Below are 14,293 nucleotides of genomic sequence, written 5' to 3'. Positions count from 1 at the left end.
GAAACCGGCATTCCGAAGGGGCCTGACGGGAGCATCCGGGGGCTGACCGCATCGAGAGCGGACGCACGCGCCGGATGAGCCGATTCCGGCATTCGGCCGGGCCAGCGACGAGCGGAACACCGGATGCGTCTGATCCTTCGTTTCTTCGGGATCCTGTTCAGCGCTGGCGCGGTGCTGTTCGTGGTCGGCGCGGCGGTGGGCGGGTACTTCTACTGGAAGTACAGCCAGGACCTGCCCGACCACGCGGCGCTCGCCAATTACGAGCCGCCGGTGATGACCCGCGTCCACGCGGCGGACGGTTCGCTGCTCGCCGAATATGCCCGCGAGCGCCGGCTGTACCTGCCGATCCAGGCGATGCCCAAGATCGTCGTCGCGGCCTTCCTGTCGGCCGAGGACAAGAATTTCTACAAGCACGGCGGCATCGACCCCGAGGGGATCGTGCGCGCCTTCCTGACCAACGCCAAGTCGGGCAAGCGGCAGGGCGCCTCGACCATCACCCAGCAGGTCGCCAAGAACTTCCTGCTCTCCTCCGAGCAGACCTACGACCGCAAGATCAAGGAGGCGCTGCTGGCCCTCCGGATCGAGGCGGCCTACTCGAAGGACAAGATCCTCGAGCTGTACCTCAACGAGATCTTCCTCGGCACGATCGTCCCGGGCCGCAACCTCCACGGCGTGGCGGCAGCGGCGTTGGATTACTTCGGAAAATCGGTCCACGAGCTGACCATCAACGAGGCGGCCTACCTCGCCGCCCTGCCGAAGGGGCCGAACAACTACCACCCCTACCGCAAGACCCAGGCGGCGCTGGACCGCCGCAACGAGATCATCCGCCTGATGGCGGAGAACGGCTACATCACCAAGGAGGAAGCGGATTCCGCCAAGAAGATGCCGCTCGGCGTCAACCCGCGCGTCGCCTTCCCGAACGCCGCCAACGCCAACTACTTCACCGAGGAGGTCCGCCGCGAGATCTCCGAGCGCTACGGCGAGAAGAAGCTCTACGAGGGCGGCCTCTCGGTGCGCACGACCCTCGATCCGAAGATGCAGGGCTGGGCCCGCAAGGCGCTGGTCGACGGCCTCGTGCGCTACGATCAGGCCCATGGCTGGCGCGGGCCGGTCACCAAGGTCGACCTGACCGGGCGCGACTGGGGCATGGCGGCGGCCGAGGTTCCGGCGCTGGGCGACGTGGCACCGTGGCGCCTCGCCGTGGTGCTGGGCAATGGCGGCGGCGGCGTGCAGATCGGCCTGCAGCCCAAGCGCGAGGCCTCCGGCCAGGTGGTCAAGGACCGCGAGACCGGCGTGATCACGCCCGAGGGCATGCGCTGGGCCGGCCGCGCCAACCTCCAGCCCGGCGACATGGTCTATGTCGAGGCGATGGATGGCGGCCGCGGCCAGTTCCGCCTGCGCCAGAAGCCCGAGGTCTCCGGCGCCATCGTGGCCATGGACCCGAATACGGGCCGGGTGCACGCGATGGTCGGCGGCTTCTCGTACGACGAATCCGAGTTCAACCGCGCCACCCAGGCGATGCGCCAGCCCGGCTCCTCGTTCAAGCCGATCGTCTACTCGGCGGCGCTGGACAACGGCTACACGCCCGCCTCGATCATCCAGGACACCCCGATCACCATCGAGGCCGGCCCCGGCCAGGAGGCCTGGACGCCCTCGAACTACGACGGCAAGTCCGGCGGCCCCCACACCCTGCGCTACGGCATCGAGCACTCGAAGAACCTGATGACGGTGCGGCTCGCCAAGGATGTCGGCATGCCGCTCATCGCCGAGTACGCCCGCCGCTTCGGCGTCTACGACGACATGCTGCCGGTTCTTCCGATGTCGCTGGGCGCGGGCGAGACCACGGTGATGCGCATGGTCACCGCCTACTCGATGCTGGCCAATGGCGGCCGGCGCATTAGGCCGACCCTGATCGACCGGATCCAGGACCGTATCGGCGAGACCATCTACCGCCACGACAACCGCAAATGCATCGGCTGCGACGCCGAGAAGTGGTCCGGCCAGGACGAGCCGAAGCTGGTGGACGATTCCGAGCAGGTGCTCGACCCGCTGACCGCCTACCAGATGGTCTCGATCATGGAGGGCGTGGTCCAGCGCGGGACCGCGACGATCCTGAAGCAGATCGGCAAGCCGCTCGCCGGCAAGACCGGCACGACCAACGACGCCAAGGACGCGTGGTTCGTGGGCTTCTCGCCGGATCTGGCGGTCGGCATCTATATCGGCTTCGACAAGCCGCGCTCGCTCGGCGACCGCGCCACCGGCGGCGGGCTGGCGGCGCCGATCGCCCTGGAGTTCCTCAAGACCGCCCTCAAGGACAAGCCGCCGACGCCGTTCCGCGTGCCCCCGGGATCAAGCTGATCCGCATCAATCTCGCCAGCGGCACCCGTGCGGGGTCCGGCGAGGGCGCCGGGACCATCCTGGAGGCGTTCAAGCCCGGTACCGCACCGGCGGATTCCTACGTGGCGCCGTCGTCCTCGGGCGGCGGCCAGGCCGCCGCCCCCGCGGCGGTCCCGGCCGATCCCGACCGGGCCGCGCAGGCCGGCGGATTGTACTGAGGCGACCGGTCCCGGCTCGCGCTCCGCTCAAGTCGGGTCTGCCCGAGTCGAGTCTGCCCAGGTCGGGTCCGCCCGGCCTGGGCTTTCTGTTGCGGATCCCGAGCGTGCGCAGCGCCGACGCCGGAGCGGCGTTCTGAAACCGCGGCATGGCCTCGACGAGGGTCACGGATCCGGCCTCATCCTGTCCCCCTCCCGCGTGGGATCAGGGTGCCTGCCCTGGACGATTCAGGGTTCTTGCCGTCGTTCCGGGGCGCGGCAGCGGCCCTGCGCGGTCCGGAAGACGTGGCTCGCGCGATCCGCGCTCCGGCATCCGCGCAGAAAAAAGCCGCCCCGGATGGAGCGGCTCGAAGAGTCATCAGGGAGGCATCAAAACAGAGCGGACGAACATGTCCAACTCGACATCCAGATCACTGGATGCCTCTTTATGCCCCGGAAACCTTAATCGGCAGTTAATACAAATCTTCGGCCGGTGATCTCAGGCCGCCAGACTGTCGAACAGGCCGCGCCCGTCGGTTCCGCCGATCAGGTCTTCGACGAAGTTCTCCGGGTGCGGCATCATCCCGAGCACGTTCCCGGTCTCCGACAGGACGCCCGCGATGGCGTTGAGGGAGCCGTTGCGGTTGGCCTCCACGGTGATGGCGCCGGTGGCGTCGCAGTACCGGAAGGCGACCCGGCCCTCGCCTTCGATCCGCGCCAGCGTCTCGGGATCGGCGAAGTAATTGCCTTCCCCGTGGGCGACGCAGACGTCGATGACCTGACCCGGGGCGTAGGCGCTGGTGAAGCGGGTGTCGGTGCGCTCGACCCGGAGCGTCTGGCGGTGGCAGATGAAACGCCGGTCGACGTTGCGCATCAGCACGCCTGGCAGGAGGCCGGATTCGCACAGGATCTGGAAGCCGTTGCAGATGCCGAGCACGAGTCCGCCGCGCGCCGCGTGGGCCCGCACCGCATCCATGGCGGCGGCCCGGCCGGCGATGGCGCCGCAGCGCAGGTAGTCGCCGTACGAGAAGCCGCCGGGCAGCACGGCGAGGTCGGTGCCGGCGGGCAGTTCGTGGTCCGCGTGCCAGACGAGGCTCACCTGCGCGCCGGATCGCCGCAGGGCCCGGACGACGTCCGATTCGCGGTTGGAACCCGGGAAGACGACGACCGCGGCGTGCATCAGAGGATCTCGATCGCGTAATTCTCGACGACGGTGTTGGCCAGGAGCTTCTCGCAGGCCGTGCGCAACGTCGCCTCCGCGGCGGCGCTGTCGACCGCCGAGACCTCGATGTCGAAGACCTTGCCCTGCCGGACGCCGTCGACGCCCTCGATGCCGAGGGATCTGAGTGCGGCCTCGATCGCCTTACCCTGCGGGTCCAGCACACCGGTCTTCAGGGTGACGATGATACGGGCTTTCATGGATCTTCGGGTCTCACGCGTGTCCGGGACGGGAGTGTGACCTGCGACATCGTCACACAGACCGCCGCGGACCGCTTCTAGCAGGAAGGCCGCCGAACTGTCGAACACCCCGCACGCATGGGGATAATTCCGGTATTCGGTGCAACTTGACGAATATTTCTAGAGCAGGCGCACTCGCTCAGCGATGCGTGGCCGGGCTCCGCAGCGGCTCGATGCTGGTGGCCCGGCGCCAGAGCTGGAGCATGACCCAGGCCGCGAACAGGCTGAACACGCCCATCAGGACGTGTCCCACCCGCTCGCCGAGATCGAAGATGCCCGCGATGGCCCAGCCCGCCGCGATGGCCACGGCGAACACCTCGGTGCCGACGAGGACCATCATGCTGATGATGGTGATGGCGTTGCGCCCGTTCACGAGATCCGCCCTCGAATAGATTTCGCGTCCCGGACGCGCCGTCCGGGACGCGCGCAGCTAGCCCGGAGCGGCCGCGTGATGCAACCGACGGGACGGATCCCGTGTCAGCGCGGCGCGCGCTTGGCCAGGATCCGCTGCAGGGTCCGCCGGTGCATGTTGAGGCGCCGGGCGGTCTCGCTCACGTTGCGGCTGCACAGCTCGTAGACGCGCTGGATGTGCTCCCAGCGGACCCGGTCCGCCGACATCGGGTTCTCCGGCGGGTCGGCCCGCTCGCCCGGCTGCGCCATCAGCGTGCCGTGGATCTCGTCGGCATCGGCGGGTTTGGCGAGGTAGTCGAAGGCGCCGAGCTTCACCGCGGTCACCGCCGTGGCGATGTTGCCGTAGCCGGTCAGGATCACGCCCCGGGCCTCGGGACGGCGCTCCTTGAGGCGGGCGATCACGTCCAGGCCGTTGCCGTCGCCCAGGCGCATGTCGATCACCGCGAAGGCGGGGGCGCGCGCCTCGACGGCCGAGACGCCGTCCGCGACGCTGTCGGCCACCTGCACGTGGTAGCCGCGGCTCTCCATGGCGCGGGCGAGGCGGGTCTGGAAGGGCTTGTCGTCGTCAACGATCAACAGGCTGCGGTCGGAGAAGGCGGCCAGCGGATCGGCATCGTCGATCACGGCGGGGTTGGTCGCCGCCACAGTCCCGGGCTGCGTGAGCATCCGACACTCCTTTTGGGTTTTCGTCGTCGGGTTCTTGGTCTGTGCCTCATATAGGTACGGCATCGCGCGGTGGCAGGGGGGCGCGGATACTGAGTTCCGGAGAATGTCGCGGCGCCGCCCCCCGCTCGAAGATGTGGCGGGCCCAGGAGACCCGCACGATCGCCCCATGGGCGTCCGGCGCGGCGACGTTCATCAGGGCGAGCTGCGCCCCCGAGCGCTCGATCAGGGTCTTGGCGATGAACAGGCCCAGGCCGAGCCCGGCCCCCACGGTCTCGCCGGATTGCGGCCGGTCGTGGCTGCGGGTCGTGACGTAGGGCTCGCCGGCCCGCAGCAGCACCTCGCTGGAGAAGCCCGGCCCGTCGTCGCGGATCTCGATCCAGACCCGGTCGGGCGTCCAGCGCCCCTCGACGGAGACGCGGGCCTCGGCGAAGTCCACGGCGTTGTCGAGGATGTTGGCGAGGCCGAACATGACGCCCGGGTTGCGGCGGCAGGCCGGCTCCGGGCCGTCGCCGGCGCTGGTGACGTCGAGGGCGGCGCCCAGCGCCCGCTGGGGCGCCACCAGCTCCTCCACGAGGTGGCTGAACGTGACCGTCTCCAGGAAGCCGACCCCGTCCCCGTCGAGGGAGGTCAGCTTGCCGAGGATGCCGCGGCAGCGGTCGACCTGCTCGCGCAGCAGGTTGAGATCCTCCGCGACCGCCGGCGAGGCGGTGGGGCCGAGCTGGCGGATCAGCTCCTTGGTCACCACCATGATGGTGCCCAGCGGCGTGCCCAATTCATGGGCAGCGGCGGCCGCCAGCCCGTCGAGCTGCGACAGGTGCTGCTCGCGGGCGAGCACGAGTTCGGTGGCGGCGAGCGCCTGGGCGAGGAGCCGCGTCTCCTCCGCCACCCGCCACGCGTAGACGCCCGTGAAGGCGGTGCCGAGCAGGATCGCCGTCCAGACGCCGGAGACGTACAGGAACGGCAGCTCGATCCGCCCGTCGGCGAACCAGGGCAGGGGCCGGTGCACCAGGGCGAGCAGGGTCGCGAGCCCCACCGCCAGAAGCCCCAGCGCCAGCGTCCGCTCGGGCGGGAGGGCGGTCGCGGAGATCAGCACGGGGGCGAGGAACAGCAGCGAGAACGGATTCTGGAGCCCGCCGGTGAGGAACAGCAAAGCCGCGAGCTGCACGATGTCGAAGGCGAGCAGCAGCGCGGCCGAATCGTCGCTGAGACGGTAGCTCGCGGGGAATCGGATCCGCAGGGCGAGGTTCAGCCAGGACGAGGTGGCGATCACCAGGAAGCACCAGCCGAAGGGGAGCGGCAGGCCGAGGCCGAACTGCGCCCCGACCACCGCCGCGCTCTGGCCCGTGACGGCGAGCCAGCGGAGGCGGACGAAGGTGTCGAGCCGCAGGTGTCGGGCGTCGCGGCCGAGGCCGCTGAGATCGGTATCGGGCATGCTGTGTTTCGATGCGTCGCCGGACGGACCCGACCGGCCCGGCTTCTCGCGGATCCCCACCGCATGACGCGGTGGCGGGGATCCCGGCAAGCCGACCCGGACAAGTCGTCGCTGGTGAACGTGGTCACAGGCAAGTCGCCGCGGCTCCGGGATGTTCCACCGGCGTTCAGGGTGGAGCATTATCCTACCGATTCGGGTTGCAGGGGACGGGCCGTGCGGCGCAATGCCGGCGGCCGGACCGAGACCGCGAGGTGACGATGCTGCTGGCCTATTCGATGTACGAGGGCGCCCGCGCCCTGATGGCGCCCGCCCGCGTTGCCGCCGATCTGACGCGCTACGGGCTGCAGCTGCCGGGCAACCCCCTGGCCTACGGCCCCTATGCACGCGCGGTGAGCGCTGGCTGCGAGATGTTCGAGCGCGTCACCCGCCAGTACGGCAAGCCCGCCTTCGGCTTCACCGAGACGGTCGTCGACGGCGCGCCGGTCCCGGTCACCGAGCGGGTGGTCTGGGAGCGGCCGTTCTGCCGCCTGATCGCCTTCGACCGCGCCTTCCCGACGCCCCCCGCCGAGGCGCAGCCCAAGCTGCTGATCGTCGCGCCGATGTCGGGCCACTACGCCACGCTCCTGCGCGGCACCGTCGAGGCGATGCTGCCGAACCACCGGGTGTTCGTCACCGACTGGACCGATGCCCGGATGGTGCCGCTGTTCGCGGGCCAGTTCGACCTCGACGATTACATCGACTACCTGCAGGAGATGTTCGCCGTCCTCGGGCCGGACCTGCACGTCATGGCGGTGTGCCAGCCGGCGGTGCCGGTCTTCGCCGCGGTGGCGCTGATGGAGGCGGCCGACGAGCCGGCGGTGCCGACCTCCATGACCCTGATGGGTGGCCCGATCGACACCCGCCGCTCGCCCACCGCGGTGAACTGCCTCGCGCAGGAGCGCGGCCAGGCGTGGTTCGAGCAGAACACGATCAGCCTCGTGCCGCCGATCTACCCGGGGGCGTGGCGCCGGGTCTATCCGGGCTTCCTGCAGCTGTCGGGCTTCATGGCGATGAACCTCGACCGGCACGTCACCGCCCATTCGGACATGTTCGACCACCTGGTGAAGGGCGACGGCGATTCGGCCGAGAAGCACCGCGAATTCTACGACGAGTACCTCGCCGTGATGGACCTGACGGCCGAGTACTACCTCCAGACCGTGCAGACCGTGTTCGTCGACCACGCCCTGCCCACGGGTCGGATGCGCCACCGGGACACGCTGGTCGATCTCGGAGCCATCCGCCGCTGCGCGATCCTCGCGGTCGAGGGCGAGAACGACGACATCTCCGGCGTCGGCCAGACCAAGGCGGCCCTAGACCTCACGCCGAACCTGCCCGACGCCCGCAAGGCCTACCATCTCCAGGCCGGCGTCGGCCATTACGGCGTGTTCAACGGCTCCCGCTACCGGGCGGTGATCGCCCCCCGTATCGCCGCCTTCATCCGCGCCATGCAGGCGGTGCCCGGCACGCGGGGCAGCCACCTGCGGCAGGTGGGCTGAGGCGTTACGTCCAGCCTCCGCCCGCCGCGCCCGGGACAGGCGCGACGGGCCCCGTCCCCTGCGGGCGACGATGCTCACACGGCTCCGACCGCTGCGCGCCGCGCAGTGAGGCCGCACCGGCTCCGGCGAAGTCTCGCCCTGCGCCCGCGCGCGAAAAAATCCCCCGCCGATCCTGAATACATAACGCAGTGATGGCCGGACTGGCGCGGGGCTTGCGAGATGCGCCCCGTGACCTGGATCCGCGCAAGCACCGCCCGCGCACGCACCGCCTGCGCCCAGCCCGACTCCGTCCCCAGACCGGTGGTCGCGCGGGCGCTTGCCAGAGCTCCATTGTCACGCCGGGCCATTGCGCCCCTGCTTAAGAATTGTTCAAACTCGCCCGCAAGGTGTGGGCCGGCGCTTCGGGCCTGAGACCCGCACCGCCAGGGAGAAGACGATGGACCGCAGGACGTTCCTGAAGGGCTCGGCCGCGCTCGGGCTGGCGGCACCGCAGATCGCGCGGCCGGCCCTGGCGCAGGGCGCGAAGGTGCTGCGCTTCGTGCCGCAGGCGAACCTCGCCAATTTCGACCCGATCTGGGGGACCCAGTACGTGGTGCGCAACGCCGGCACCCTCGTCTGGGACATGCTCTACGGCGTCGACGCGCAGCTGAAGCCGCAGCGCCAGATGGTCGAGTCCGAGGAGGTCTCGGGCGACAAGCTGACCTGGACCTTCCGGCTGCGCCCCGGCCTCAAGTGGCACGACGGCGAGCCGGTGCTGGCCAAGGACGTGGTGGCGAGCCTCACCCGCTGGATGGCCCGGGACCCGATCGGCCTGATGATCCGGGGAATCCAGGACGACCTCGCGGCGACCGACGACAAGACCTTCCAGTGGCGCCTGAAGAAGCCCTTCCCGAAGCTGCTCTACGCGCTCGGCAAGACCAACGCGCCGATGGCCCTGATGATGCCGGAGCGGATCGCCAAGACCGACCCGTTCACGCAGATCTCCGAATATGTCGGCTCGGGCCCGATGAAGTTCGTCCGCAACGAGTGGGTGCCGGGCGCCCGGGCGGTGTTCGAGACCTTCACCGACTACAAGCCCCGCGACGAGCCGAATTCCTGGCTCGCGGGCGGCAAGCGCATGCTGGTCGACCGGGTCGAGTGGGTGATCATGCCGGACGCCGCCACCGCCTCGGCGGCCCTGCAGAACGGCGAGGTCGACTGGTGGGAGAACCCGATCTCCGACCTCGTCCCGCTGCTGCGCAAGAACAGCAACCTCAACGTCGATATCGCCGACCCGCTGGGCAATGTCGGCTCGTTCCGGATGAACCACCTGCACCCGCCCTTCGACAATCCGAAGATCCGGCAGGCGGTCATGACCGCGATGAGCCAGGAGGATTACATGCGGGCGATCGTCGGCGACGACGACAGCCTGTGGAAGAAGCTGCCGGGTTTCTTCACGCCGGGGACGCCCCTCTACAGCGAGGCGGGCGGCGGCAACGTCGGCAAGGGCGACATCAAGCTCGGCCAGAAGCTGCTCAAGGAAGCCGGCTACAAGGGCGAGCCGGTGGTCTGCATCGTGGCGCAGGATCAGGGAATCACCAAGGCGCAGGGCGACATCACCGCCGACCTCTTGAAGCAGATGGGCTTCAACGTCGACTTCGTCGCCACCGACTGGGGCACCACCGGCACCCGCCGGGCCTCCAAGGCGCCGCCGTCCCAGGGCGGCTGGAACATGTTCCACACGTGGCACGCGGGCGCCGACTGCATCAACCCGGCGGGCTACCCGGCGGTGCGGGCGAGCGGCGACAAGGCGTGGTTCGGCTGGCCGAACATCCCGCCGGTGGAGACCGCCATCGCCGAATGGTTCGACGCCGCCGACCCGGCCGCCGAGAAGGCCGCCATCGACAAGGTCAACGCCGCCGCCTGCGAGGGCGTGGTCTACGTCCCGACCGGGTTCTTCCTCGGCTACCAGGCGTGGCGGAAGAACGTCTCGGGCATCGTGAAGGGGCCGATCCCGTTCACCTGGGGCGTGTCGAAGGCGTGATGGGGCGGGTGGTGATCATGCCGGCGAACGCGACGCGTTCTCCCTCCCCCCTCTGCGGGGGAGGGTGGCCCTCGCGTCAGCGAGGGTCGGGAGAGGGGAGCGACGATGCAGGATCGGGCTTCGCCCTTCATGCAGGCCGCGCCCCTTCCGGAAGCCGGGTTCCCCTCTCCCGACCCCCTTCGGCGGCCACCCTCCCCCGCAGAGGGGAGAGGGGGTGCGGCGGCGCCCGCCGCGCCCTTCGTCCCACGGCCTAGCGAGGACCCATGCTCGGCTATATCGGCAGGCGCATCCTCGCCACCATCCCGGTCATGGCGGTGGTCGGGCTGTTCGTCTTCAGCCTCCTCTACTTCGCCCCCGGCGATCCGGCGGCGATCATCGCGGGCGACCAGGCGACGCCCGACGACGTCGCCCGGATCCGCGCCACGCTGGGCCTCGACCGGCCGTTCCTGGTGCGGTTCTGGGAATGGTCCTGGCAGATCCTCCACGGGGATCTCGGCACCTCGATCTTCACCAACCTGCCGGTCACCACCATGATCGGCCAGCGCGTGCAGCCCACCGTCTCGCTGATGCTGGTCACCCTGGTCTTCGCCATCGTGGTGGCGGTGCCGCTCGGCGTCGTCGCCGCCTGGAAGGCCGGCAGCCTGATCGACCGCCTCGTGATGGGCCTCGCCGTGACGGGCTTCTCGGTCCCGGTCTTCGTGGTCGGCTATGTGCTCGCCTACGTCTTCGCCCTCGAACTCGGCTGGCTGCCCGTCCAGGGCTACACGCCGATCGAGCAGGGCCTGTGGCCCTGGCTGTCCAACCTGATCCTGCCGGCGGTGACGCTCGGCCTCGTCTACATCGCGCTGATCGCCCGGGTGACCCGGGCGACCATGCTCGACGTGCTCCAGCAGGATTACGTCCGCACCGCCCGGGCGAAGGGGCTGGGGCAGGGGCCGGTCCTGTTCGTCCACGCCCTCAAGAACGCCGCGGTGCCGATCGTCACCGTGATCGGCATCGGCATCGCCCTGCTGATCGGCGGCGCGGTGGTGACCGAGACGGTCTTCGCGATTCCCGGCCTCGGGCGCCTCACCGTCGATGCGATCCTGCGGCGCGACTACCCGGTCATCCAGGGCGTCGTCCTGCTGTTCAGCTTCGTCTACGTGCTGGTGAACCTCGCCATCGACCTCTTCTACACCGTGCTCGACCCGAGGATCCGCTATTGACCGCGACCGTCGCGCCCTTCCCCAGCAGCGCCCCGCAGGCGGGGACCCCGTCCGAGGCGACCGCCCCCAAGGCGCCCCCGCCGCCGGGCCTCGACATCGCGGCGCCGCTGCCCGACGTGTTCCCGGCCCGCAAGCGCCGGGGCCCGGTCTGGACCTATATCCGCCGCAACCCGACCATCGTGGTCGGGGGCGTGCTGCTCCTCGTCGTCTTCCTGATGGCTTTGCTGGCGCCGTATCTCGGCACCGTCGACCCGACCGCCCTGGCGCCCGCCAAGCGCACCCGGGCTCCGTCCGCGCAATACTGGTTCGGCACCGACATGCTCGGCCGCGACGTCTACTCGCGGGTGGTCTACGGCGCCCGGGTCTCGCTGCTGGTCGGCTTCTCGGTGGCGTTCCTCGCCTCGATCGCCGGCCTCGCGGTCGGACTCGTCTCCGGCATGGTGCGCTGGCTCGACGGGATCGTCATGCGGGTCGTCGACGGCATGATGTCGATCCCGCCGATCCTGCTCGCGGTCGCGCTGATGGCGCTGACCCGCGGCTCGGTCCAGAACGTGATCATCGCGATCACCATCGCGGAGATCCCGCGGGTCGCCCGCCTCGTGCGCGGCGTGGTCCTGTCCCTGCGCGAGCAGCCCTATGTCGAGGCGGCGGTGACCACGGGCACCCGGATGCCGGCGATCATCTGGCGCCACATCCTGCCCAACACGCTGGCGCCTATGACCGTGCAGGCGACCTACATCTGCGCCTCCGCGATGATCACCGAGGCGATCCTGTCGTTCATCGGCGCGGGCGTGCCGCCCTCGACGCCGTCCTGGGGCAACATCATGGCCGAGGGCCGGGCCCTCTGGCAGGTGAAGTTCTACATCATCCTGTTCCCGGCGATCTTCCTCTCGATGACGGTGCTGGCCGTGAACCTCGTCGGCGACGGCCTGCGCGACGCCCTCGATCCCCGCATGGCGAAAGACGTCTGATGAGGACCGGCAGCATGAGCGGCGCACCCCTCCTGTCGATCGAGAACCTGCAGGTCCATTTCCGCACCCCCGACGGGGTGAACCGGGCGGTGGACGGGGTCTCGTTCGCGATCCAGTCGGGGGAGACCCTGGCGATCGTCGGCGAATCCGGCTGCGGGAAGTCGGTGACGTCCATGTCGATCCTGCGGCTCCTGCCCGAGCCGCCGGCCCGCATTGCCGGCGCCATCAAGTTCGAGGGGACCAACCTCCTCGACCTGCCCAACAGCGCCATGCGCAAGATCCGCGGCAACGACATCAGCGTGATCTTCCAGGAGCCGATGACCTCGCTGAACCCGGTCCTGACGGTCGGCCGCCAGATCGGCGAGACCCTGCGCCTGCACCAGGGGCTCGGCCGACGCGAGGCCGAGGAGCGGGCAATCGAGATGCTGACGCTGGTCGGCATCCCCGAGCCGCGGCGCCGGGTGCGGGAATACCCGCACCAGCTCTCCGGCGGCATGCGCCAGCGGGTGATGATCGCCATCGCGCTCGCCTGCTCGCCCAAGCTCCTGATCGCCGACGAGCCGACCACGGCGCTCGACGTGACCATCCAGGCCCAGATCCTCGACCTGATGCGCGACCTGAAGGCCCGGGTCGGGGCCGCGATCATGCTGATCACGCACGATCTCGGGGTGGTGGCCGAGGTCGCCGACCGGGTGGTGGTGATGTATGCCGGCCGCAAGGTCGAGGAGGCGCCGGTCCGCGACCTGTTCCGGGCGCCCCGCCATCCCTACACGCGGGGCCTGATGGGGGCGGTGCCGAAGCTCGGCGCCGTCGAGCACGGGGCCGACGCGCGGCTCGCCGAGATCCCCGGCATGGTGCCGAGCCTGAAGGGCCGGATCGAGGGCTGCGTCTTCGCCGGGCGCTGTCCGGACGTGACCGACCTGTGCCGCGCCTACGCGCCGGCCCTGGAGCCGAAGGCGCCGGGCCACCTCGCCGCCTGCCACTACGCGCCGAAGGACGCCCTCGCGGCATGAGCGCCCCGCCCGCACCCCCCGCCCGCACCCTGCTGGAGGTCAACGACCTCAAGAAGCACTTTTCCCTCGGCGGCGGCCTGTTCGGCCGGTCGACCCGCGTGCTGAAGGCCGTGGACGGCCTGTCCTTCACGGTCGCCCGGGGCGAGACCCTGTCGCTCGTCGGCGAATCCGGCTGCGGCAAGTCCACCGTCGCCAAGGCGCTGATGCGCCTCTACGCGCCCACCGCCGGACAGGTGGTGCTCGACGGGCGGCGCATCGACGACCTCTCGGCCGGAGCGCTCCGGCCCCTGCGGCGCCACATCCAGATGGTGTTCCAGGACCCGTTCTCGTCCCTCAACCCGCGGATGCGGGTGCGGGCGATCCTGGCCGAGCCGATCCGCAATTTCGGCCTCGCCCGCAATGCCGCCGACCTCGAGGCGAAGCTCGCCAGCCTGATGGAGCGGGTCGGCCTGCCCCGCGAGGCGCTGGGCCGGTTCCCACACGAGTTCTCGGGGGGCCAGCGCCAGCGCATCGGCATCGCCCGGGCGCTCGCCGCCGAGCCGGACCTGATCATCTGCGACGAGGCGGTCTCGGCGCTCGACGTCTCCGTGAAGGCGCAGATCGTCAACCTGCTGCGGGATCTTCAGCGCGAGCTCGACCTCGCCATGCTGTTCATCAGCCACGACCTCGCCATCGTCGAGCACATGACCCACCGGGTGGCGGTGATGTATCTCGGCAAGATCGTCGAGATCGGGCCCCGCCGCGATCTGTTCTTGGCCCCGAAGCACCCCTACACGCAGGCCCTGCTCTCGGCGGTGCCGATCCCCGAGCCCGGGGCCGGGCGCACCCGCATCGTGCTCAAGGGCGACGTGCCGAGCCCGATCAACCCGCCCTCCGGCTGCCGCTTCCACACCCGCTGCCCGCACGCCTTCGACCGCTGCCGGACCGAGGTGCCCGGCCTCGACGCAGTGGGCACCGGCCATTTCGCCGCCTGCCACCTCAACGACGCGGCCGCGCCGGCCCGGGCGGCCTGACGGAGCCGTCTTTGCGAGCGCAGCGAAGCAACCCG

The 14,293-nt window shown here is 70.1% G+C and carries 11 protein-coding genes and 1 pseudogene; 7 read left to right on the top strand and 5 right to left on the bottom strand.

Going from position 1 to position 14,293, the window contains the following annotated elements; genetic code table 11:
- Nucleotides 1-123 precede the first annotated feature (123 nt).
- A pseudogene (locus A3862_RS09740) lies at nt 124-2,555 on the top strand (penicillin-binding protein 1A).
- A gap of 475 nt (nt 2,556-3,030) precedes the next feature.
- Here A3862_RS09740 and purQ read toward each other — a convergent pair.
- From purQ to A3862_RS09715, 5 genes are all read right to left on the bottom strand, one after another.
- A complete protein-coding gene (gene purQ / locus A3862_RS09735; protein ID WP_043350073.1) occupies nt 3,031-3,711 on the bottom strand; it encodes a phosphoribosylformylglycinamidine synthase subunit PurQ in 681 nt (226 codons plus the stop codon).
- Nucleotides 3,711-3,950 carry a phosphoribosylformylglycinamidine synthase subunit PurS gene (gene purS / locus A3862_RS09730; RefSeq protein WP_043350071.1) on the bottom strand — a complete coding sequence of 80 codons (240 nt, stop codon included), beginning with the start codon at nt 3,948-3,950 and terminating at the stop codon, nt 3,711-3,713. The genes purQ and purS overlap by 1 nt, the downstream gene beginning before the upstream one ends.
- Nucleotides 3,951-4,128: 178 nt before the next feature.
- A complete protein-coding gene (locus A3862_RS09725) occupies nt 4,129-4,362 on the bottom strand; it encodes a hypothetical protein (protein ID WP_043350069.1) in 234 nt (77 codons plus the stop codon).
- Between the two features lie 104 nt (nt 4,363-4,466).
- A complete protein-coding gene (locus A3862_RS09720) occupies nt 4,467-5,066 on the bottom strand; it encodes an ActR/PrrA/RegA family redox response regulator transcription factor (protein WP_043350065.1) in 600 nt (199 codons plus the stop codon).
- Between the two features lie 46 nt (nt 5,067-5,112).
- Entirely contained in the window at nt 5,113-6,498 is a 1,386-nt protein-coding gene (locus A3862_RS09715; protein ID WP_043350081.1) for an ActS/PrrB/RegB family redox-sensitive histidine kinase, read from the bottom strand.
- A 257-nt stretch (nt 6,499-6,755) separates the two neighbouring features.
- Between A3862_RS09715 and A3862_RS09710 the strand changes: the two genes are divergently transcribed.
- From A3862_RS09710 to A3862_RS09680, 6 genes are all read left to right on the top strand, one after another.
- Nucleotides 6,756-8,033, top strand: a complete 1,278-nt coding sequence (locus A3862_RS09710; RefSeq protein WP_043384766.1) for a polyhydroxyalkanoate depolymerase — start codon at nt 6,756-6,758, stop codon at nt 8,031-8,033.
- 436 nt (nt 8,034-8,469) lie between these two features.
- Nucleotides 8,470-10,056: an ABC transporter substrate-binding protein gene (locus A3862_RS09705; protein ID WP_043759640.1), complete on the top strand. Its 1,587-nt coding sequence runs from the start codon at nt 8,470-8,472 to the stop codon at nt 10,054-10,056.
- A gap of 263 nt (nt 10,057-10,319) precedes the next feature.
- The gene (locus tag A3862_RS09695) at nt 10,320-11,261 is read left to right on the top strand and encodes an ABC transporter permease (protein ID WP_043350057.1); all 942 of its coding nucleotides are present in this window, start codon (nt 10,320-10,322) and stop codon (nt 11,259-11,261) included.
- Nucleotides 11,258-12,232, top strand: coding sequence for an ABC transporter permease (locus tag A3862_RS09690; RefSeq protein WP_442919053.1), 975 nt, complete (start codon nt 11,258-11,260; stop codon nt 12,230-12,232). The genes A3862_RS09695 and A3862_RS09690 overlap by 4 nt, the downstream gene beginning before the upstream one ends.
- On the top strand, nt 12,232-13,245 hold the full coding sequence (locus tag A3862_RS09685; RefSeq protein WP_043350053.1) for an ABC transporter ATP-binding protein: 1,014 nt from the start codon (nt 12,232-12,234) through the stop codon (nt 13,243-13,245). Before A3862_RS09690 ends, A3862_RS09685 begins: the two co-directional genes overlap by 1 nt.
- Nucleotides 13,242-14,258, top strand: coding sequence for an ABC transporter ATP-binding protein (locus A3862_RS09680; protein ID WP_043759645.1), 1,017 nt, complete (start codon nt 13,242-13,244; stop codon nt 14,256-14,258). Before A3862_RS09685 ends, A3862_RS09680 begins: the two co-directional genes overlap by 4 nt.
- The last annotated feature ends 35 nt before the right edge of the window (nt 14,259-14,293 follow it).

It is taken from the genome of Methylobacterium sp. XJLW, from assembly GCF_003254375.1.
GTDB classification, from domain to species: Bacteria; Pseudomonadota; Alphaproteobacteria; order Rhizobiales; family Beijerinckiaceae; genus Methylobacterium; species Methylobacterium fujisawaense.
Note: the sequence above shows the minus strand (reverse complement) of the source record. Positions and strands in the feature narration are given on the sequence as shown.

What these genes read in the sequence shown, in the direction of transcription:
- purQ (WP_043350073.1), bottom strand. Translation starts at nt 3,711, where the DNA reads ATGCACGCCGCGGTCGTCGTCTTCCCGGGTTCCAACCGCGAATCGGAC.
- purS (WP_043350071.1), bottom strand. Translation starts at nt 3,950, where the DNA reads ATGAAAGCCCGTATCATCGTCACCCTGAAGACCGGTGTGCTGGACCCG.
- A3862_RS09720 (WP_043350065.1), bottom strand. Translation starts at nt 5,066, where the DNA reads ATGCTCACGCAGCCCGGGACTGTGGCGGCGACCAACCCCGCCGTGATC.
- A3862_RS09715 (WP_043350081.1), bottom strand. Translation starts at nt 6,498, where the DNA reads ATGCCCGATACCGATCTCAGCGGCCTCGGCCGCGACGCCCGACACCTG.
- A3862_RS09710 (WP_043384766.1), top strand. Translation starts at nt 6,756, where the DNA reads ATGCTGCTGGCCTATTCGATGTACGAGGGCGCCCGCGCCCTGATGGCG.
- A3862_RS09705 (WP_043759640.1), top strand. Translation starts at nt 8,470, where the DNA reads ATGGACCGCAGGACGTTCCTGAAGGGCTCGGCCGCGCTCGGGCTGGCG.
- A3862_RS09695 (WP_043350057.1), top strand. Translation starts at nt 10,320, where the DNA reads ATGCTCGGCTATATCGGCAGGCGCATCCTCGCCACCATCCCGGTCATG.
- A3862_RS09685 (WP_043350053.1), top strand. Translation starts at nt 12,232, where the DNA reads ATGAGGACCGGCAGCATGAGCGGCGCACCCCTCCTGTCGATCGAGAAC.
- A3862_RS09680 (WP_043759645.1), top strand. Translation starts at nt 13,242, where the DNA reads ATGAGCGCCCCGCCCGCACCCCCCGCCCGCACCCTGCTGGAGGTCAAC.